This window comes from Enhygromyxa salina, from assembly GCF_002994615.1.
GTDB lineage: Bacteria > Myxococcota_A > Polyangia > Nannocystales > Nannocystaceae > Plesiocystis > Plesiocystis salina_A.
Genome location: NZ_PVNK01000068.1, coordinates 50,311 through 70,178, shown reverse-complemented (window position 1 = coordinate 70,178; position 19,868 = coordinate 50,311). Strand labels below are relative to the sequence as shown.

Genomic DNA, 19,868 nt, shown 5'->3' with positions numbered 1-19,868 from the left:
GTCGGAGGGTTCGTCTGGAGGGTCTTCTGAACGGGCGTCGGACGCGACGGCGGGCGCGGGCTCGGGCTCGCCGGGCTCCTCGGCCTCGACGGCTTTGAGCTCGCGCAGCTCCGCGGGCGTCTCCTCGAGCTCACCGCGGAACGCCAGGACCCCGAGCCCGACAAAGCGCGCGGCCATCAGCGTGTAGGCGATCGGCACGATCGAGAAGCTGATGTAGTAGGGGATGTCGATGCCGTCGTGGAGCCCGCCGAGGCCGTTGGAGATCTCGAACTCCTCGTGCTTCACGATCACGTAGCGGTAGCCGAGGTAGGCCAGGAGCAGACAGAACACGGCCGTGAGCACCCCCGAGAGCAGCCCGCTGATGCGCTTGATCTTCTCGGGCATGGCCTGCTGCACGGCCTCGACCTTGAGGTGGAGGTTGTCCTTGGTCGCCATCGACGCGCCGATGAACGCGACCCACAGCGTGAGGATGAGCCCCAGCGGCTGGGCCCACGCGAGCCCGGCCGGAAAGCGCCCGCATTGGAAGCTGTACTCCCCCGCGAGGCTCAGCTCGATGCACTCGTACTGCTCGACCCTCCCGGTCCCGAACAGCAACACCGTGAGGCCCCAGGCCACGAGGATCGTCACCGCCGTATAGGCGGCGCACTTCGCATGGGAGAGCGGCTCGCCGTGGATCTCCTTGGCCGTCTTGCCGGCCTCGTCGCTGCGATCCCACAGCTTGCGGCGTGAGGCCGTGCGAAAGCCCAAGTAGACGATGCCCGCCAGCAGCAGCGCCGAGATCGGGCCGGCGACGTCCTGCAGCGACTGCCAGGTCGAGCCATCGCGCTCGGCCCCGATCAGCTTGGCGACCTTGTCGGCCAGCACGCTCTCGGGGTCCGCATATCGGCGATGGACGACCGAAAGGAACACGACCACCGACATGACCATGAGCGAGACCACGACGATCCCACGCTCGATCTGGTAGAGCCAGTGGTTCAGCTTCTTGAGCGACTCCACCGCCGCATCGTACATGCAGAGCGAGAGCGCGGGAACGCGAGAACCCGGTAAACTGCTCAGTTTGACCGGGTTCGGGGCTGCGCTGCGATCGCGCCGGGCTCGAGGGAGCCTAGATGTGCTTGGTGATCGCCTTGTACAGGCTCGTGCCGTACTTGTCGGTGAACTTCTTGTGGGTCGGCTTGGTCGCCTTGGCGAACGCGGCCAGCTCGCTGGCGGTCGACTTGTGAACCTGGATGCCCGCAGCGCTGAAGTTGTCGATCAGCTGCTGCTTGATCGCGCGGACCTTCTTGCGCCCGTAGGCCGACTCTTTCTTGAAATCGCCCGCGATCAGCTCCTGGACGTCGGCGGGCAGAGAGTTCCAGACGTCGAGGTTCATGACCGCCATCGCGGGCTGATAGCTGTGCCGGGTCAGGGTGAAGTGGGTGATGGCCTGGAACCAGGACGCGGCGAAGGTGAACAGCGGGGTGTTGTCGAAGCCGTCGACGACGCCAGTCTGGAGCGCGGTCATGGCCTCGGTCACGGGGATCGGCTGCGGCGAGGCCCCGAGCGCGCGCCAGGTGTTCTGGTGCACGTCGTGCTGCTGCGAGCGCATCTTCTTGCCCCTGAGGTCCGCGGTGCTCTTGACGAAGCCGAAGTTGGTGCCGATCGAGCGGTCGCCGTTCTCGGAGCAGAACAAGAGCTTGAAGCCGGCCTTCTTGAGCATCCTTTCGAGGTGCGCGGTGACCCGGTTGTCGAGGATGTCGTCGGCGACGGACGCGTTGGGGAACAGGTAGGGCAGCTCGAGGGCGGCGAACTCGGGGATGATGCTGGCGAGCGCGGCCGTGGTCCCGGCCCAGCCGGCGATCCCGCCCTTGCGGCAGCGGCTGATCGTGGAGTTCTCGTCACCGAGGGCGCCGCCGAGGTAGACCTTGACGCGGACCCGGCCGTCGGTGCCCTCTTTGACCCGCTTCTTGAGCCGCGAAGTGTGCTTCGACCACGGGGTGCCCGAGGGAGCGACGGTCGCAAACTTGAGGGTGATCTCCGCGTCGCCCGCGTGCGCCTTGGGTCGACCGATGAAGAAGGTTGAAACCGCGGCAGCAGAACCGGCGATGAAGTTGCGGCGATTGGTTTCGAGGGGCTTCTTGGTGTCGGTCATGAGCGGTGCTTTCGACGCGAGGGTCGGGGGATTCTTCACGCCCTTCGGAGGGCTTTTTGGCCAGGTTCGGGGACGGTGTTCTGAGCGAGCTCCGGGGTGCTTCGGCCCGCGCTCAGCCTTGCGCACCAAAAAGATGTTCAGGCTCCAATCAGAACAGGTCGTCCTCGTCCTTTTTCTTCTGGAGCTCCCGGGCCTTCTCCTGCTCGACGGCAAACTCCGCGTGGATCTCCGCGGGCGCGGCGCTGATGTCGGCGGCGAGGGCCTCCTCGAGGAGCCGATCGAACATCTCCTCGTCGTCGAGCTTGGTCGCAAGGTTCTCGGCCATCAGGACCTTGGTGCCGATGAAGTAGGGCGCGATCTCGAGCGACTTGTCGTAGTGCTCCTGCGACTTGACGGGATCACCTCCGGCGAAGCCGGGCGCGATCGCGTAGAAGGCCCCGAAGTAGCGGTGCGGGCCGCCGTGGTAGTAGGAGGGGTCGAGCTCGAGGGCCCGGGTCATGGTCGCCTTGATGTTGTCTTTTTGACCGACCAGGACGCCAAAGCCCGACGCCCGCGCCCACTTGCCGAGCGCCGTCGCGTACCAGTACATGGCCGGCAGGGCCTCGATCCCGACCACGCCGATGACCTCGTGATACTTGCCCTTGTTGGCCATCTTCTCGGCGAATTCGGGCGATGCCGCGATCAGCGCCCGCTCGCCCCACCAGACCGCGCGGTTCATGAATTCGAGGTAGGTCTTCTCGTCTCCGCGCAGGTAGCTGTCGGCATAGAAGTAGTAAGCCCGGGTCATCAGGGCCAGGGTCTCCATGTTCTCCGCGGTGACCGCCGGGTTCGCGCAGCGCTTCTCTGGCGAGGTGGTGCCTTCGGAGCAGCCGAGGACCTTCTCCCACGCAGCGATCGCCTCGAGGACCTTGTCCTTGCCTGCGGCGCGGGCCTCCCAGGCGGCCGTGCCGGCCGCGAGCACCACCGCGGGGTCAAAGGTTGGCACGTCGGCGGTCGACGTCTCGGCGCTCGACGTCTCGGCGGCCTCGGCGGTCGAGGTCTCGGCGCTCGACGTCGGCGGCTTGCTGTCTTTGGTCTCCCAGGCGGCCGTGCGGCCCTTGCAGGCGCTGGCGGAGGTCAGGGCGATGGCCAGGGCGGCGAACTTGATCGAGCGCGTTGTCATGTGAGCAGTCCTCGAAGCGTGCACGGTCACCAGACTCGAAGCCGGGCGTTCGTCCACGCATATACCGCCGGGACCCCTTCGGTCAACGGGAGAGGATACGCCAAAGCATCGGACCGCCCGGCTATCCTCCGGCTCGGTGAGCGACGCGAGCGACAGCCCGGAGCCCGGCGAGCGCCAACTCGACCCGCGCCTACTCGCGTTTTGGGCGGTCAGCGCGGCGTTTACGGCCTATTTTTGCATGTACTCGTTTCGCAAGCCCTTCGCGGCGGCGAGCTTCGAGGGCGAGGTGTTCGGCGTTCAGCTGAAGATCGCCCTCGTGCTCAGCCAGGTGATCGGCTACGCGCTGTCGAAGTTCATCGGGATCCGCCTGGTCAGCGAGACCCCGAGCCACCGCCGGGCGACCACGCTGGTCGGGCTCATCGCCTTCGCAGAGCTCGCCCTCGTCGTGTTCGGGCTCGTGGGACCCCGCGGCAAGGTCGTCGCGATGTTCTTCAACGGTCTCCCGCTCGGCGCCGTCTGGGGCCTCGTGTTCGGCTTCCTCGAGGGTCGACGCACGACCGAGCTGCTCGGCGCGGGGCTCTCGGCCTCGTACATCGTCGCGAGCGGGCTCGTGAAGAGCGTCGGCCTCGGGCTGATGGATGTCGGAATCCCCGAAGGATGGATGCCTGCCGTCACTGGCGCGGTGTTTCTGCCGCTGTTTCTCGTCGCCGTCGTGGCCCTCGCCAAGCTGCCACCCCCGAGCAAGGACGACATCGATGCCCGGACCAGGCGTGACGTCATGCATGGTGAGCGGCGTCGCTCGTTCTTCGCGCGCTTTGCACCCGGGCTCGTCGCGCTCACGGTCCTCTACGTGTTCTTGACCGCCTACCGGGACTTCCGAGACAATTTTGCCGCCGACGTCTTCGCCCAGCTCGGGGTCCTCGACGCGGCGGTCTTCGCCAAGAGCGAGACGATCGTCGCCGCGTGCGTTCTCGCATTGTTGGGGGCGGTCTTCCTGATCCGAGACAACCGCCGGGCGCTGCTGGCGATCCACTGGCTGATGGGCTCGGGCGTCGCGCTCATCGCCGTGGCGACCGCGGCCTTCGAGCTCGGCCTGGTCGACGGCGTGACCTGGATGATCTTGATCGGGATCGGCCTCTACCTGGCCTACGTGCCCTTCGGCTGCGTGCTCTTCGACCGCCTGATCGCCGCGACCGGCGTCGTCGGCACCGCGGTGTTCATGATCTACGTGACCGACGCGTTCGGCTACGTCGGCTCGATCGGAGTCATGCTGTTCAAGAACTTCGGCCAGCGCGAGCTCAGCTGGCTCGACTTTTTGATCGCCTTCTCGTGGGTGACCGCGGCCGTCGGCGGGCTCGGGTTTGTGATCAGCGGGCTGTACTTCGCGGGCCTGACCCGGACGGGGCGCTCGGCTCACTGATCGAGTCGGGGCCGAGCGCTGACGCGACGAGCTCAGTCGAGCTTGCGGAACACCCGAAACAACCACCACAGCGCCGGCCCGAACAGCGCCGTGCCGCCGAGCAGCACCCAAGGCAGCGCGGCCAACACCGCCGGCTCGGCGCCGGCCTGATCGACGTGCAAGTTGGGCAGCAGCAGGTGGCCATCCATCGCCAGGCCCCACCCGATCACGATCAGCGCGACCTGGGCCATGACCAGGATCCGCGCGCGCGACAGCTCGACCCGGACCAACGCGATGATCGCCCCGCTCGCGACCAGGGCCGTGAGCACCTGCGCCCCGATCGACCACCGCGCGTGGAGCAAGCCCGAGAACAGCGCGGGGCTCTCGACCCTGGCCCGCCACAGCACGACCAGCGCCAGCGCCAGCGCGAGCACCTCGCAGATCAGCGCCCGACGACGAAAGTCATCGCACAGCTCGAGCTCGCCGAGCTTCTCGGCCTCGCGCGCGAGGTAGACCGCGGCCAGGAGCGCGAACAAGATCAGCGCGAACACGCCGACGGCGACGGCGAGCCCGGTCGTCCACCCAGCGAAGAACCCGCTGCTGACCTGGGCGAGCCCGCGCTCGTCGGCGGCCACGTGCACGGCCCCCGACGACAGCGCGGCCAGGGTCATGCCGAGGAACACGGGCGTGAGCGCGCTCGCCCACGCGAACACCTGGCCCCAGCGCGCGCGCGCCTCGTTGGGCTGCATGCCGTAGGCCCGAAACACGAAGGCCGATCCGCGCAGGACGATGCCGACCAACACCAGCAGCAGCGGGATGTGCAGCGCCGTGGTGATGACCGCGAACGCGGTCGGGAAGACCGTGAACAGGATCACGACCACGAAGATCATCCAGATGTGGTTGACCTCCCAGATCGGCGCGATGGCCTCCGCGATCAGCTCGCGCTGGCGCTCGCGTCGGGGACCGCCCGCGAGCAGGTCCCAGACCCCGCCGCCGAAGTCGGCCCCGGCCGTGAGCGCGTAGGCGACGACCGCCGCGCCGAGCAGCGCGAACACCATCATCGGGGTCACGCGCTCGTCTCCTCGGCCGCTCGCTCGGCGCCGGGCGTCGCCGCGAGCACGTGGTTTTTGAGCAGCACGATCACGACCACGCCCAAGAACAGGTACAGGGCCGAGAACACCAAGAAGGGCGCGACCAGCCCGGGCATGGGCGTGACCGCCTCGGAGGTCTTCATGTAGCCCTGGATCACCCAGGGCTGGCGTCCGACCTCGGTCACGACCCAGCCGGCCTCGAGCGCGATGAAGCCGAGGGGGCCCGCGAGCAGCGCGAAGATCAGGTAGCGCGGCCGAGCCCAGGGCGGCGGGCGACCGCGCAGGCGCGCGTCGACCCACCAAAGGCCGCCGAAGCCGACGACCGCGAGCATCGCAAGGCCACAGCCAACCATGAGGTCGAAGGCGAAGTGGACGATGTTGACCGGTGGCCACAGCTCCCGCGGCACGCTGTCGAGCCCGGTGACCTCGGCGTCGGGATCCGAAAACGCGATCAGGCTCAACATCCCCGGCAGCTCGATCGCGCCGCGCAGCTGCGCGCTCGAGCTGTCGGCGATCCCACCGAGCGCCAGCGGTGCGCGAGTCTGGGTCTCGAACAGCGCCTCGGCCGCGGCAAGCTTGACCGGTTGATCCCGAGCGATGTGCTTGGCCGAGTGATCCCCGCTGACGATCTGTGCGGGCACCGCAACCAGCGCGAGGCCCAGCGCGAGGCGAAACGCGGTCCGGTGCAGCGCGCTGTCGGGCTCACGCCGCAGCGCCCACGCGTGGATGCCCATGACGGCGACCGCGATCGACGCGTAGGCGGCGAGCGCCATGTGCAGGGCCTGGCTGAAGAACGCGCCGTTGAACATCGCCTCCCACGGCCGGATGTTCACGAACGCGCCGTCGACGTACTCGAACCCGCTCGGCTCGTTCATCCAAGCGTTGACCGCGACGACGAAGATCGCCGACAGCAACCCACACAGTGCGACCCCCAGACCACACGCGAGGTGAACTCGCGGTCGCAGGTGATCCCAGCCGTACAGGTACAGACCCAAGAAGATCGCCTCGAGAAAGAACGCGAAGCCCTCGAGCGAAAACGGCATCCCGACCAGCGGTCCGGCGTGACGCATGAACTGCGGCCACAGCAGCCCGAGCTCGAAGCTCAAGACCGTGCCCGAAACCGCCCCAACCGCGAACAAGATCGCCGTGCCCTTCGCCCACCGCTTGGCGAGCTCGAGCGCGGCCGGATCGCCGGTCCGCTGATGACGCAGCTCCGCGAGGACCATCAGCAGCGGCATGGCCATGCCCGCGACCGCAAATAAAATATGGAAGGCCAGCGACATGGCCATCTGACTGCGGGCGGCGAGGAGGTCCGACACGTCGGTGTGCACTGTACAGTTGAACCTCGCCAGGCAAAACTTGCCGCTGGCCAAGCTGGCCAACACGGTTCGCTGGACCCTAAGCTCCTGCTCACGAGGGGACACTTCGTGCCAGCCGAGCCGAAGCATGCACGCGCTCGGGCCTGGCAGCTGTGTACGCGGTTTTGCTGATGGACCAGAAAAAACCCAGCACCGAGGCTGACTACACCGCAGACTTTTTCTCCGAGGTCACGGGCTACATCGGCTTCAACTCCGACGACTCTGCCCGACTGCGCGCCTTCCTGCCCACCGCCAAGCCTCACTTCGAGCGGATCTCGGAGCACTTCTACGAGCGCATCAACAACCATCCCCAGGCCCACCAGGCGATCACCGGGGGTCCCGAGCAAGTCGCCCGGCTCAAGCGCTCGCTGGTCGACTGGATGCACAGCGGGCTCGAGGGTCCGCACGACGAGGAATTTTGCCGCCGACGCGCGCGCATCGGCCACATGCATGTGCGGATCGGCCTGCCCCAGCGCTACATGGTCACGGCCATGAACGTGATGCGTCTCGACTTTCGCCAGGTCGCCAACGACGCGTTCGGCCCGACCGACGAGCTGTCCGGCGAGCTCGTGGCCCTTCACGGGGCGATCGATCGCCTGTGTGACCTCGAGCTCGCGATCATGCTCGAGACCTACAAGCTCGAGACCGACGCGCGCCTGCGCCGACGCGAACGCCTCGCAACGATCGGCCAGCTCGCGGCCAGCATCGGCCACGACCTCCGAAACCCGCTGAGCGTGATCGAGTCTTCGCTCTACATCCTGCGCCGACGCATGAAGGAGGACCCGCGCGCGAACAAGCACATCGACCGAATCTCCAACCAGATCGACGAGTGCGACGCGATCATCACCCACCTGCTCGAGATGGCCCGCAACCAGCCGCCGCGCCGCGAGGCCATCGCCGCGAACGAGCTGCTCGACGACGCGATCACGGCGGTCGGGATCCCCGACGACTTTGTCATCGAGCGCGAGGGCTTCGTCGATCTCGACCTTTGGGTTGACCGCGCGCTGATCAAGCAGGCCCTGGTCAACCTGTTGCTCAACGCGGTCCAAGCCCAGCGCGGCACCGAAGGACGGATCCGCATCGAAGCCGCGCTCGTGAGCGAGCCGACCCTGCGGGGCGCCGACACGCTGCCAGACAGCTGCGACGTGAGGCTGTCGGTCTCCGACCGCGGGCCCGGCTTCGATGCCCAGACCCTTCCGCTCATCTTCGAACCCCTCGTCACGACCAAGGCCAGCGGCACTGGCCTCGGGCTGGCCCTGGTCAAGAGCGTGACAGAACGCCACGGCGGCTACGTCAGCGCAGACAACCGCGCGGACGGCGGGGCCGTGGTCAACCTCCATCTGCCGGGTGCCATACTCAGCGGGCGGCCCGCGCCATGACACGACCCCAGCCCTCGGTCCTCGTCATCGACGACAACACTGACCTCGCCGAGAACATCGGGGAGATCCTCAGCGACATTGGCGTGGACGTTCACCTCGCAACTTGCGCCGACGACGCGATGGCCTGCTTCGACGATCGCAAGTGGAGCCTCGTGGTCACCGACGTGCGCATGCCCGGGATCGACGGCATCGAGCTGCTCGCGCTGATCAAGGAGCGCAGCCCGGGCACGCCGGTCCTGGTCATGACCGGCTACGCCGACCGCGAGACCACGGCCCGGGCCCACGACTCCGGCGCGCTCGCGGTCATCAACAAGCCGGTCGATCTCGACGCGCTGCTCGAGATGGTCGAGCACGTGGCCGCGGCCGAGAAGCCCGTGCTCGTGCTCGAAGACGACGTCGCGCTGATCGGCAACCTGACCGACCTCCTGCGCGAGGAGCAAGGCGTGCTCCCCCACCCGGCCACCAACCTCGCGCTCGCGCGCAAGCTCGCGGCCGTTGTCGACTTTCGCGCAGCGCTGATCGATCTGCGCCTGCCCGACGGCAACGGCCTCGCCCTCGCGCGCGAGCTCCTGCGTCGCAGCGACGGCAGCAGGCGCCGCGTGATCATCATTACCGGGTATCCAGAGGAGCTGAGCCAAGCCGTGCGTGACGACGCACAGATCGACGATGACCGGCTCGTGGTCCTGGCCAAGCCCTTTCAAGTCCCGAACCTGCTCGAGTATTTGCGCGAGATGGTATAGGAGCCTGTGACCGCGGGTCCGCGATGAAATGTCCGCCGCCACTGTTGCAGGACGCCCACATCCTGCTCGTCGATGACCACGACGACCTGGTCGAGAACCTGACCGAGATCCTCGAGGACGAGGGCGCGACCGTCACGCGGGCCGCGCGGGGCTCCGAGGCGATCGAGCGGGCCCAGAGCGGGTTTGACGTCGCGCTCGTCGACATTCGCTTGCCCGACGCGACCGGGCTCTCGCTCCTGCCCGACCTCAAGCACTCCGGCGACGGCTTCGCCGAGGTCCTGCTGATCACCGGTAACGCCTCGCTCGACGACGCGATCGAGGCCGTCGGCCAGGAGGCCTACGCCTACGTGCTCAAGCCCTTCGATCCGACCGATCTGCTGGCCACGGTCCGGCGCGCGCTCGAGAAGGTCCGACTCCAACGCGAGTCGCGGGAGCTCGAGCGACGGGCGAGGATCGCCGAGAAGCTCGCCGCCGTCGGCACCCTGTCGGCCGGCCTCGCCCACGAGATCCGCAACCCGCTCAACGCCGCGAGCCTCCAGCTGCAGCTGCTCGAGCGCCGGATCAAGCGCATGTCCGACGAGCCCAAGCTGACCGAGCCCGTCGGCATGGTCCAGCGCGAGCTCAGCCGCCTCTCGCACCTGGTCGAGGACTTCTTGCGCTTCGCCCGACCCGCGGATCTGTACATGCGGCGCTTCGACGCGACCGCGATGCTCAAGACCGTCGTCCGGCTCCAGGTGCCCGAGGCCGAGCGCCTCGGCATCGAGCTGCTCTCGGAGCTTCCACGCACCCCGCTGTACGTCAACGGCGACCGCGAGAAGCTCCAGCAGGTCGTGATCAACGTGGTCCGCAACGCGATGGAGGCCCTCGAACACCGTGGCGGCCTGATCGTGACCTCGCTGGCGTGGGCCGAAGGCGGGATGGTCCGCCTGCGCGTGCGCGACAACGGGCCGGGGATCCCCGAAGAGATCCTTCAGCGAATCTTCGAGCCCTTCTTCTCGACCAAGCCGATGGGCACGGGGCTCGGCATGGCGATCTGTCACTCGCTCGTGCAGCAGCACGGCGGGGCGATCCGCGTGCGCTGCGACGAGGGCACCCAGGTCGACATCCTGCTCCCGGCCAGCACCGGCTGAGGCGTGGCTGCGATACACTGTCCGACCATGCGCTCGCTGTCGTTCGTGGTCGCGCTCACCTCGCTGCTCTCGAGCGCGTGCCAACGCGACGCGTCCGGCCTCGCTGGCGAGCGTGGGCCCGAGCGTGAGCGTGAGCTCCAATCGGCGCGCCCCGACGCTGCCCCGGCGCCGGAGCGGGGCGAGCCCGTCGAGCTGCCGCCCGCGCCGACGACGGCCGAGCCCGCAGCGAGCCCGACCGAGGGCGCGCCCGCGGAGCCCGAGCCCGTCGCGAGCGACGCCGGGGCGCAGCCCAGCGAGCCCGCAGGTCCCAGCGAGCCCAGCATTCCCAGCGCTCCCAGCGATCCCAGCGATCCCAGCGATCCCCTCGCCCCGATCATGCCCTCGGGCCCCGAGCCCGGCTCGCCCGAGGCCGACGCCGAGCTCGCCGAGCTCCTCGACGAGTCGACCCTGACCCAAGAAGAGTTCGACGAGGCGTTCCGAGACGGCGGACCCAAGCTCGACGGCGATCAATTCGTGTTCGGACCCAACGAGCGCACCCGCAAGCCCCCGGCCATCGAGAGCCAATGAACTTCGCGCTGATCTGCGCGTTGCAAGCCGCGCCCGATCGCTGCAAGCTGGCGTCACGATGGACCACCTCAGTAAAGCGCAGCTCGCAACGCTCCGCGCCAAGCTCGAGGCCGAGGCCGCGGAGCTCAACCGGCGCCTGACCAGCGACGCCGTCGAGCTGTCCGAGACGCCCACGGCCGAGCCCGGAGACATCGAGGACGCCGCCGCCGAGGAGGCCGCGCGCTACCGGAGCAACCAGCTCCTGGCCCGCGACCGAGCCCGCCTCGCCGAGGTCGAAGCGGCGCTCGAGCGCATCGACCACGGCAGCTACGGGATCTGCGAAGACAGCGACGAGGAGATCCCCTATCGTCGACTCGAGCTCGAGCCCACGACCCGCTTCACCGTCGAAGCCCAGGCCCAGCACGAGGGTGCAGCTGGCGTCGTCGACACCCACGGCAACGAGCCGATCGGCTACTGATGCGCCTGCGATCTCTGTCCTGCTCACTCGTCTTGGTGGCGCTCACGGCTGCGGCCTGCGAGCGCCTGGCCCCGCCGCCCGCGCACGAACAACAGCGCGCGGCCGAGCCCTCGACCGCGACCCCGCCCGCAGAGCGAGCGAGCAGCGCCGCCGTGCCGGCCACGCCGCCCCCGAAGAGCCCGGGCAAGCACGCCCAGATCGAGCCGGGCGAGCTGCCTGCGACCAGCGATCGCTACCCCGCGCCCGCGCGCCTCGTCGCCCTCGGTGACATCCACGGCGACATCGAGGCCACCCGCCGCGCGCTGCGGCTGGCCGGGGCGATCGACGACAACGACCGCTGGATCGGCGGCGAGCTGGTCGTGGTCCAGACCGGCGACCAGCTCGACCGCGGCGACGATGAGCAGGAGATCCTCGAGCTCCTCGCCCGCCTCCAGCACGAGGCGGCGGCGGCCGGGGGCACGCTCCACCTGCTCAACGGCAACCATGAGTTCATGAACGCCCTCGGGGATCTGCGCTACGTGACACCCGGCGGCTACGCGGACTTCGCCGACGCGCCGGGCGTGGACCCCGGGCGGCCGGAGCTGCGCGAGATCATGGCCCAGGCGCCGCCGCAGGCTCAGGCCCGCGTGGCGGCGTTTTGGCCCGGGCAGCCGTGGGCCAAGGAGCTGGCCAAGCGCAACGTGATCATCGTGGTCGGGGACAGCGTGTTCGTGCACGGCGGCGTGACGCCGCCCTGGGCGGAGCGCGTCGCGGCGATCAACACCGAGTCGCGCGCCTGGCTGGCGGGGGATCGCCCGGAGCCACCCAAGGCGATCACCGCCGAGGATGGGCCGGTCTGGAGTCGCCACTACTCCGACAGCCCCGACGCCGACGACTGCGCGCTGCTCGAGCAGGCCCTCGAGACGATCGGGGTCGCGCGGATGATCGTCGGTCACACGGTCCACACCGAGGGGATCACCTCGGCCTGCGACGATCGGGTCTGGATGGTCGATGTGGGCATGGCGAGCTACTACGGCGGGCCCACGGAGGTGCTGGAGATCCGCGGCGACGCGGTGACCGTCTTGCGCGCGTCGGACCGGCCAGAGCCGGCCACGCCCTGATCGGGCTGCCGCGCGGGCTCGGACGGCCGCAGGGGCTCGGGCTGCGCACGCGCTTGCGCGGGGGCCAGCGCGGCTCCTGGCCGTCGGCCGCATCTCGGTGTACATCCGCCGAACCGTGTCCAGGCCCGACTCAAGCAGCGGCGTCGCTCCGCGCAAGACGGCGCTGCTCGACCCCTTCGGCGGTCTCGCGGGCGACATGTTGCTCGGCGCGCTGCTGGATCTCGACGCCGAGCTCGAAGGTGATCTCGAAGCCGCCCTCGCCGAGCCCCTGAGCTCGCTCAACCTGCCCGACTGGCGGCTCGACGCGAGCCCGGCCATGCGCCGCCAGCTCGGCTGCGTCAAGGCGACCTTTCACGTGCCCGACGAGGCGGACCACCGCCACCTGCCGGAGATCCGCGCGCGCATCGAAGCGTCCTCGCTGCCGGCCCGCGCCAAGCACAAGGCCGACGCCGCGTTCGTGGTCCTGGCCGAGGCCGAGGCCAAGGTCCATCGGATCCCCGTCGAGCGCGTGCACTTTCACGAGGTCGGGGCCGCCGACGCGATCCTCGACATCTGCGCGGTCAGCTTCGCGCTCGATCGCCTCGGCGTCGACGAATTGCTCTGCGGTCCGCTGCCCGGAGGCTCGGGCACGATCCGCTGCGCCCACGGTGACATGCCCTGCCCCGCGCCCGCGGTCGTGCACCTGCTCGCGGACTTCGTGGTCCTCGCGGGCGTCGGCGAGGGCGAGATGGTCACCCCGACCGGGGCCGCGCTGCTGCGCGCCTGGGGGCGGCCCCTCGAAGATGGCGAGCTCGGCTATCGGAGCCGCGGGGTCGGCTACGGGGCGGGGACCCGCGAGCGCAGCGTGCTGCGCGTGAGCCTGGTCGAGGGCGACGGTCAGGAGCTCGAGGAGCAGCTCGAGCGCGACCAGATCTGCGTACTCGAGACCCACCTCGACGACGAGTCACCGGAGCTGCTCGCGTGGGTCTCGGACCGGCTGTTCGAGCTCGGGGCCGTCGACGTCGCGTTCGCGCCCCTGACCATGAAAAAGGGCCGCCCAGGCCTGGCCCTGACCGTGCTCGTGCCCCCGCCGCTGCGCGAGCGGGCGGTCGCAACCATCTTGCGCGAGACCACCGCCCTCGGCGTCCGCGAGCAGGTCGTCGCGCGGACGATCCTCGCCCGCGAGATCACGACCCTCGACACGCCCTGGGGCCCGGTCCGGATCAAGCACGCGGGTGGGCGCGGGCGGCCCGAGTACGAGGATCTCGCTCGCATCGCCCGCGCGCGTCAGCTGCCGCTGCGCGAGGTCGCCGAGGCCGTGGCAGCGCTCGCGCGGGAGGCATCGAAGCGCTGATGGAACCACAACCCGACGACCTGAGCCGGCTCGAGGGCGTGCTGCGTGGCTACGGCCCGACGATCACCGCGTTCTCCGGCGGCGTCGACTCGACCCTGGTCGCGGTCGTCGCGGCCCGCGTTCACGGTCCGCGGGCGCTCGCGGTGACCGGGGTCTCGCCCTCGTTGGCGAGCAGCGAGCGCGAGCACGCCGAGCAGCTCGCGAGCTCGCTCGCGCTGCGCCATCGCCTGGTCGAGACCCACGAGATCGAGCGCCCCGGCTATCGCCAAAACGCCGGAGACCGCTGCTACCACTGCAAGACCGAGCTGTTCGAGCGCCTCCGTGAAATCGCGCATGACGAGGGCTACGCGGCCGTGGCCTCGGGCGACAACCTCGACGATCTCGGCGGTCACCGCCCGGGCCTGCGCGCGGCGAAGGAGCTCGAGGTCCGCAAGCCCCTGATCGAGGCCGGGCTCGGCAAGGCGGCGATCCGCGAGCTCGCGCGAAGCCTCGGCCTACCCAACCATCAAAAGCCCGCGGCGCCGTGTCTGGCCAGCCGCGTGCCCGCGGGGACCCGGGTCGACCCCGAGGTCCTCGCGCGGGTCGAGCAGGCCGAGGCCGGCGTGCGCAGCCTGGGCTTCTCGGGCTTTCGCGTCCGGCATCACGGCGAGCTCGCGCGGCTCGAGCTCGCCCTCGAAGATCTCGAGCGGGCGCTGTCGCTGCGGGTCGAGCTGATCGCCGCGATCAAGCGGGCCGGCTATCGGGTCGTGACCCTGGATCTATCGGGTTTTCGCTCGGGCTCGCTCAACGTGCTCGCGCCAGCCTCGGGAGAGCACGCATGAGCGAATCCCACGCGACCGGAGCGATCCTCGACGCGCTGCTCGCCGGCGACATCGATCGCGACCAGGCGCTCGCCGAGCTCGAGCGCGGCGCGGCGCGGATCGAGAACCTCGAGTGGGCCCGGATCGACCACGATCGCGCGGCCCGGCGCGGGTTCCCGGAAGTGATCTACGGCCCCGGCAAGACCACCGCGCAGATCCGCGAGATCTTCACCCGTCTGGCCAGGCGCAACGCCAACGTCCTGTGCACGCGGACCGACGAGGCCGCCCACCTCGCCGTCCGCGAGGCCCTGCCCGACGACGCGCGCGCGGCCCTGTTCTTCGACGAGGCCGCGGGCTTGCTCGGGCTGCGTCGTGACGCGCGCCTTCGCCAGCGCGGGACGATCTTGGTGCTCTCGGCCGGGACCTCGGATCAGAAGGTCGCCAACGAGGCCCAGCGCTGCGCCGAGGTCATGGGCAACCCCGTCGAGCGCCTCGCCGACGTCGGCGTCGCCGGCTTGCACCGCCTGCTCGCCGAGCTGCCGACGCTCGAGCGCGCGAGCGTGATCATCTGCGTCGCCGGGTTCGAGGCCGCGCTGCCCTCGGTCGTCGCCGGGCTCGTGCACTGCCCAGTGATCGCGGTCCCGACCAGCACCGGCTACGGCGCGAGCTTCGAGGGGCTCTCGGCGCTGCTGTCGTGCCTGACCAGCTGCGCGGCGGGGGTCCTGACCGTCAACATCGACAACGGCTTTGGAGCTGCCTACGCGGCGACCTTGATCAACCGGGTCGGCGGCGAAGCGGAGGACTCAGCGTGATGCTCGCGGCGCTCACGGGGGTGCTGCTCGGGTGCTGGCACGTCGTGTCGGGGCCGGACCACCTGGCCGCGATCACGCCGCTGGCGACCGAGTCCGAGACTGAGCGCGACGGGGCGCGGGTCGGGTTTGCGTGGGGCCTCGGGCACGCGAGCGGGGTCTGGCTTGTCGGGCTGTTGTTGCTGGCCTTCGGGAGCGTGATCCCGCTCGAGCTCGTCGGTGCGTGGGGTGAGCGCGTCGTCGGGGTTGCGATCATCGCGGTCGGTGCGTGGGGTCTGTGGCGGGCCCGCGGGGCGGCCGAGCACGAGCACGGGCATGAGCATGGGCATGGGCATGAGCATGAGCATCCGCGTGGCGGGAGGTCGGCGCTCGGGATCGGTCTGCTCCATGGGGTCGCCGGGAGCTCGCATTTGTATGGCGTGCTCCCAGCCTTGGCGTTGACCGCCGGCGCCCGGCTCAGCTACCTGCTCGGGTTTGGGGTCGGGTCGATCGTCGCGATGGGCTTGTTCGCGGGGTTGTTCGCGGCGATCGTCGGGCGCTTGCCCGGCTCGCGCGAGCGGGTGCGCCGGTGGGTGTTGGTCGGGGCCTCGATTGTGGCGATCGTGGTTGGCGCGATCTGGCTGGTCTTGGCAACGGTGGGTTAGCAGCCCGTGGTGCAATGCCTCGCGCCGCCTCGCTTGGCCTTCTCGCCGAGGGCTTTGTCGCCAAAACTTGCAGTACGCCCGGTACAGCGGCGTTTTGGCTTCGCGCCCTCGGCGAACATTCCGGCGCGAGGCGACACGATTCATTGCACCACGGGCTGTTAGGGCAACTCGTGGGTGGCCGCGGCGCCGAGCTGCAGAGCTGCCGACCCGCGGCGGCCCAGGCTAGACCCGGGCAGTTTGGCCGGCCTTCATCAGCCGCCCCCCCTGGTTTACGCCTCATCGAACAGCTCGGACGCCCGCGCCACCTCACGGGCACGCCGGGCCCAGGTCTGCAGGGTTGGCAGCTCCTCGCAGCCCCGGATCCTTGCCTCGCTGGCGGGATCTTGCGGGACACCTCGAACCTCGAGGATCGCCAGGATCATCTCGACCAAGGTCACCCGCCGACCTCGCTCGAGTCCCTCGCTCCGCCCTCGCTCGAGGCCCTCGCTCCGCCCTCGCTCGAGACCCTCGCTCCGCCCTCGCTCGAGACCCTCGCTCCGCCCTCGCTCGAGACCCTCGCTCCGCCCTCGCTCGAGTCCGGCGCGAAGCCCGACCTTGTAGGTTCCGCTCTCTCGCTCGATCTCCCACAGCTCATCTTGTTCTTCCACGGGTAGCTCTCCCATCAGGATCTCCCGCTCGCGCTCGGGCAGCGCCGCGAGAATGGTTGCAGTGTAGCGCCGTCGCCGTTTCTCGGAAAGCTCCCGGCAGGCTCGAACGCCGAGCCGCGCGGCCTCGAGGTCGCCCTCGTATCCGTGCAGGATCGCAGCCAGCACAGCTGCCGTGGGCCGCTTCAGCGCCTGCTCGAGCGACGCGACCCGCGGCACCGTGTCGACATCGAGCACCTGTGCGTCGACCCTGGGCGGCGAACCGAGGCTCCAGGCTTTCAATGCCTCGGACATCCTCGACGAGAACGACACGACGAACACCCAGGTCTGGAGCTCGTAGTCCTCCGCCAAGCTGGCCTGGTAGCTGGGAATTCGCCAGCGCTTGCGCAAATTTGGGTCTTTTTGGGCTTCGACGCAGATCACGATGCCGGCAGCGGGCTGCCCTTCGACTTGATGCACGAGGACGAGGTCCGGGTAGCGCGACTTGATCCGGAGGTGCTGCTTGGCGTCGCGGTCGATCTCACCCCGGCGGTCGACGGGTGTCCCAATTACGGGCCGGTCGATCTGGAGCAGATCAAAGCCGAGCCAGGGATCATCCCGGAACAAAGAGAGGACCCCCTGGTGAAGCGTGCCCGGCACGTCTGCGTTGTCGGCCCACGCAGATCGCTGTTGCAGCGCCTTCGCATTTTTTTTGAAGACGGCTACTCGCCACAAGGCGAGCGTTTGGGGTGAGCGGAGGGGGCTTCGCCGCCGCAGCGAGGGGCCTTTTTGAACGGCCCCTTCAAGACGGCTACTCGCCGACAGGCGAGCGTTTTGCCCGGCTCGCGCGAGCGGGTGCGCCGGTGGGTGTTGGTCGGGGCCTCGATTGTGGCGATCGTCGTTGGCGCGATCTGGCTGGTCTTGGCAACGGTGGGTTAGGGCACACTCGTGGGTGGCCGCGGCGCCGAGCTGCAGAGCTGCCGACCCGCGGCGGCCCAGGCTAGACCCGGGTAGTTTGGCCGGCCTTCATCAGCCGCCCCCCCTGGTTTACGCCTCATCGAACAGCTCGGACGCCCGCGCCACCTCACGGGCACGCCGGGCCCAGGTCTGCAGGGTTGGCAGCTCCTCGCAGCCCCGGATCCTTGCCTCGCTGGCGGGATCTTGCGGGACACCTCGAACCTCGAGGATCGCCAGGATCATCTCGACCAAGGTCACCCGCCGCCCTCGCTCGAGACCCTCGCTCCGCCCTCGCTCGAGACCCTCGCTCCGCCCTCGCTCGAGGCCCTCGCTCCGCCCTCGCTCGAGTCCGGCGCGAAGCCCGACCTTGTAGGTTCCGCTCTCTCGCTCGATCTCCCACAGCTCATCTTGTTCTTCCACGGGTAGCTCTCCCATCAGGATCTCCCGCTCGCGCTCGGGCAGCGCCGCGAGAATGGTTGCAGTGTAGCGCCGTCGCTGTTTCTCGGAAAGCTCCCGGCAAGCTCGAACGCCGAGCCGCGCGGCTTCGAGGTCGCCCTCGTATCCGTGCAGGATCGCAGCCAGCACAGCTGCCGTGGGCCGCTTCAGCGCCTGCTCGAGCGACGCGACCCGCGGCACCGTGTCGACATCGAGCACCTGCGCGTCGACCCGGGGCGGCGAACCGAGGCTCCAGGCTTTCAATGCCTCGGACATCCTCGACGAGAACGACACGACGAACACCCAGGTCTGGAGCTCGTAGTCCTCCGCCAAGCTGGCCTGGTAGCTGGGAATTCGCCAGCGCTTGCGCAAATTTGGGTCTTTTTGGGCTTCGACGCAGATCACGATGCCGGCAGCGGGCTGCCCTTCGACTTGATGCACGAGGACGAGGTCCGGGTAGCGCGACTTGATCCGGAGGTGCTGCTTGGCGTCGCGGTCGATCTCGCCCCGGCGGTCGACGGGTGTCCCAATTACGGGCCGGTCGATCTGGAGCAGATCAAAGCCGAGCCAGGGATCATCCCGGAACAAAGAGAGGACCCCCTGGTGAAGCGTGCCCGGCACGTCTGCGTTGTCGGCCCACGCAGATCGCTGTTGCAGCGCCTTCGCATTTTTTTTGAAGACGGCTACTCGCCGCAAGGCGAGCGTTTGGGGTGAGCGGAGGGGGCTTCGCCGCCGCAGCGAGGGGCCTTTTTGAAAGGCCCCTTCAAGACGGCTACTCGCCGCAAGGCGAGCGTTTGGGCTGAGCGGAGGGGGCTTCGCCGCCGCAGCGAGGGGCCTTTTTGAAAGGCCCCTTTAAGGCTAGCTCGGCAACGCCGAGTCGTCCGCGCGCTTGTAGTGCTTGAGGTCCTTGAGCTTGCGCGTGGCCGCGAACACCTGCGCCGGGGTGTCGAGGGGCTCGTCGGGGAGCGCGGCGTGAACGCTCGCCTTGATCGTGTCCGAGCTCCAACGCATGAAGGGGTTGGTCGCCAGCTCGTCGGCGATCGTCGAGGGCACCGAGGACTCCCCCCGCGCGCGCAGGGCCCAGACCGCGCGAATCCGGGCGGCGAGGGCCTCGTTGTCGGGCTCGACGGACCACGCGAAGCGCAGGTTGTCCTCGGTGTACTCGTGCGCGCAGCAGACCCGGACGTGACCGTCGAGCTTCGAGAAGCGCGCGAGGCTGGCCTGCATCTTGGCCGGGGGCCCGTCGAACAGATAGCCGCACCCGGCGCCAAACAAGGTGTCGCCGCAAAACAGGACATCGTCGAAGGAGTAGCTGATGTGACCGTCGAGGTGGCCCTCGGTCAGCATCACCCGGCCGCGCAGCTGCCCGAGCGAGACCGAGTCGCCCTCGCCGACGCCCTGCGTGAGACCGGGGATCACGCCAGCGAGGTCACGGTTGCCGACGACCCGCAGCGCCGCGAGCTTGCCCTGTCGATCGAGCTCGCGGTGGAGGCCGATGTGATCCGGGTGGGTGTGAGTCGTCAGGATCGTGGTCAGGTTCAGATCGTGCGCGGCGACGTAGTCGAGCACGGGCTTGGCCTCGGCCCCATCGACGACCGCCGCCTCTCCGGTTTGCATGCACACGAGGATCCACGAGAAGTTGTCGCGCCACACGGGCACCTGATGGACCTCGGCGGCGCCAGACATGGCCGCGAAGGGCGGCTTGGGGGAGCTCACGACGTGCTGCATCAGCGGCCAGGATAACTCGTTCTGA

19 protein-coding genes are annotated in these 19,868 nt (G+C 69.1%); 11 read left to right on the top strand and 8 right to left on the bottom strand.

Annotated elements, in window-relative coordinates:
* The 3 genes from ENSA5_RS06415 to ENSA5_RS06405 all read right to left on the bottom strand — a co-directional run.
* The coding region (locus ENSA5_RS06415) for a TRAP transporter small permease (RefSeq protein WP_146155390.1) at window positions 1-996 on the bottom strand (996 nt) is incomplete at its 3' end.
* 109 nt (window positions 997-1,105) lie between these two features.
* Window positions 1,106-2,131 (bottom strand): TRAP transporter substrate-binding protein, encoded by a 1,026-nt coding sequence (locus tag ENSA5_RS06410; protein ID WP_106390741.1) that lies wholly within the window; start codon window positions 2,129-2,131, stop codon window positions 1,106-1,108.
* 148 nt (window positions 2,132-2,279) lie between these two features.
* Entirely contained in the window at window positions 2,280-3,293 is a 1,014-nt protein-coding gene (locus tag ENSA5_RS06405) for a TRAP transporter TatT component family protein (protein ID WP_106390740.1), read from the bottom strand.
* A gap of 136 nt (window positions 3,294-3,429) precedes the next feature.
* Between ENSA5_RS06405 and ENSA5_RS06400 the strand changes: the two genes are divergently transcribed.
* Window positions 3,430-4,713 carry a DUF5690 family protein gene (locus ENSA5_RS06400; RefSeq protein WP_258182757.1) on the top strand — a complete coding sequence of 428 codons (1,284 nt, stop codon included), beginning with the start codon at window positions 3,430-3,432 and terminating at the stop codon, window positions 4,711-4,713.
* Window positions 4,714-4,745: 32 nt separating this feature from the next.
* Here ENSA5_RS06400 and ENSA5_RS06395 read toward each other — a convergent pair whose 3' ends face one another.
* Both ENSA5_RS06395 and ENSA5_RS06390 read right to left on the bottom strand, forming a co-directional pair.
* Window positions 4,746-5,753 carry a cytochrome d ubiquinol oxidase subunit II gene (locus ENSA5_RS06395; RefSeq protein ID WP_258182760.1) on the bottom strand — a complete coding sequence of 336 codons (1,008 nt, stop codon included), beginning with the start codon at window positions 5,751-5,753 and terminating at the stop codon, window positions 4,746-4,748.
* Between the two features lie 5 nt (window positions 5,754-5,758).
* On the bottom strand, window positions 5,759-7,102 hold the full coding sequence (locus tag ENSA5_RS06390) for a cytochrome ubiquinol oxidase subunit I (RefSeq protein WP_258182756.1): 1,344 nt from the start codon (window positions 7,100-7,102) through the stop codon (window positions 5,759-5,761).
* A 170-nt stretch (window positions 7,103-7,272) separates the two neighbouring features.
* On the opposite strand from ENSA5_RS06390, the gene ENSA5_RS06385 reads away from it, so the two are divergent.
* The 10 genes from ENSA5_RS06385 to ENSA5_RS06340 all read left to right on the top strand — a co-directional run bounded on the left by ENSA5_RS06385 (window position 7,273) and on the right by ENSA5_RS06340 (window position 16,100).
* Window positions 7,273-8,520, top strand: coding sequence for a protoglobin domain-containing protein (locus ENSA5_RS06385; protein WP_106390738.1), 1,248 nt, complete (start codon window positions 7,273-7,275; stop codon window positions 8,518-8,520).
* Entirely contained in the window at window positions 8,517-9,260 is a 744-nt protein-coding gene (locus ENSA5_RS06380) for a response regulator (RefSeq protein WP_106390737.1), read from the top strand. The genes ENSA5_RS06385 and ENSA5_RS06380 overlap by 4 nt, the downstream gene beginning before the upstream one ends.
* 44 nt (window positions 9,261-9,304) lie before the next feature.
* On the top strand, window positions 9,305-10,390 hold the full coding sequence (locus ENSA5_RS06375) for a sensor histidine kinase (RefSeq protein ID WP_258182755.1): 1,086 nt from the start codon (window positions 9,305-9,307) through the stop codon (window positions 10,388-10,390).
* A 27-nt stretch (window positions 10,391-10,417) separates the two neighbouring features.
* Window positions 10,418-10,957: a hypothetical protein gene (locus tag ENSA5_RS06370; RefSeq protein WP_106390735.1), complete on the top strand. Its 540-nt coding sequence runs from the start codon at window positions 10,418-10,420 to the stop codon at window positions 10,955-10,957.
* A 58-nt stretch (window positions 10,958-11,015) separates the two neighbouring features.
* Window positions 11,016-11,414 carry a TraR/DksA family transcriptional regulator gene (locus ENSA5_RS06365; protein WP_106390734.1) on the top strand — a complete coding sequence of 133 codons (399 nt, stop codon included), beginning with the start codon at window positions 11,016-11,018 and terminating at the stop codon, window positions 11,412-11,414.
* Window positions 11,414-12,514, top strand: a complete 1,101-nt coding sequence (locus tag ENSA5_RS06360; RefSeq protein ID WP_258182754.1) for a shewanella-like protein phosphatase — start codon at window positions 11,414-11,416, stop codon at window positions 12,512-12,514. Before ENSA5_RS06365 ends, ENSA5_RS06360 begins: the two co-directional genes overlap by 1 nt.
* 115 nt (window positions 12,515-12,629) lie before the next feature.
* A complete protein-coding gene (larC, locus tag ENSA5_RS06355; protein ID WP_106390733.1) occupies window positions 12,630-13,847 on the top strand; it encodes a nickel pincer cofactor biosynthesis protein LarC in 1,218 nt (405 codons plus the stop codon).
* Window positions 13,847-14,668, top strand: coding sequence for an ATP-dependent sacrificial sulfur transferase LarE (gene larE, locus ENSA5_RS06350; RefSeq protein ID WP_106390732.1), 822 nt, complete (start codon window positions 13,847-13,849; stop codon window positions 14,666-14,668). Before larC ends, larE begins: the two co-directional genes overlap by 1 nt.
* Window positions 14,665-15,459, top strand: a complete 795-nt coding sequence (larB, locus tag ENSA5_RS06345; protein ID WP_106390731.1) for a nickel pincer cofactor biosynthesis protein LarB — start codon at window positions 14,665-14,667, stop codon at window positions 15,457-15,459. The genes larE and larB overlap by 4 nt, the downstream gene beginning before the upstream one ends.
* Window positions 15,459-16,100, top strand: coding sequence for a High-affinity nickel transporter (locus ENSA5_RS06340; RefSeq protein ID WP_146155389.1), 642 nt, complete (start codon window positions 15,459-15,461; stop codon window positions 16,098-16,100). Before larB ends, ENSA5_RS06340 begins: the two co-directional genes overlap by 1 nt.
* Window positions 16,101-16,369: 269 nt before the next feature.
* Here the strand turns inward: ENSA5_RS06340 and ENSA5_RS37135 are convergent, their stop codons facing one another.
* The 3 genes from ENSA5_RS37135 to gloB all read right to left on the bottom strand — a co-directional run bounded on the left by ENSA5_RS37135 (window position 16,370) and on the right by gloB (window position 19,843).
* Window positions 16,370-17,383 (bottom strand): hypothetical protein, encoded by a 1,014-nt coding sequence (locus tag ENSA5_RS37135; RefSeq protein ID WP_181197436.1) that lies wholly within the window; start codon window positions 17,381-17,383, stop codon window positions 16,370-16,372.
* A gap of 387 nt (window positions 17,384-17,770) precedes the next feature.
* Window positions 17,771-18,736 carry an RpnC/YadD family protein gene (locus ENSA5_RS35670; protein ID WP_146155388.1) on the bottom strand — a complete coding sequence of 322 codons (966 nt, stop codon included), beginning with the start codon at window positions 18,734-18,736 and terminating at the stop codon, window positions 17,771-17,773.
* Between the two features lie 237 nt (window positions 18,737-18,973).
* Window positions 18,974-19,843 carry a hydroxyacylglutathione hydrolase gene (gene gloB / locus ENSA5_RS06315; protein WP_106390725.1) on the bottom strand — a complete coding sequence of 290 codons (870 nt, stop codon included), beginning with the start codon at window positions 19,841-19,843 and terminating at the stop codon, window positions 18,974-18,976.
* Window positions 19,844-19,868 lie beyond the last annotated feature (25 nt).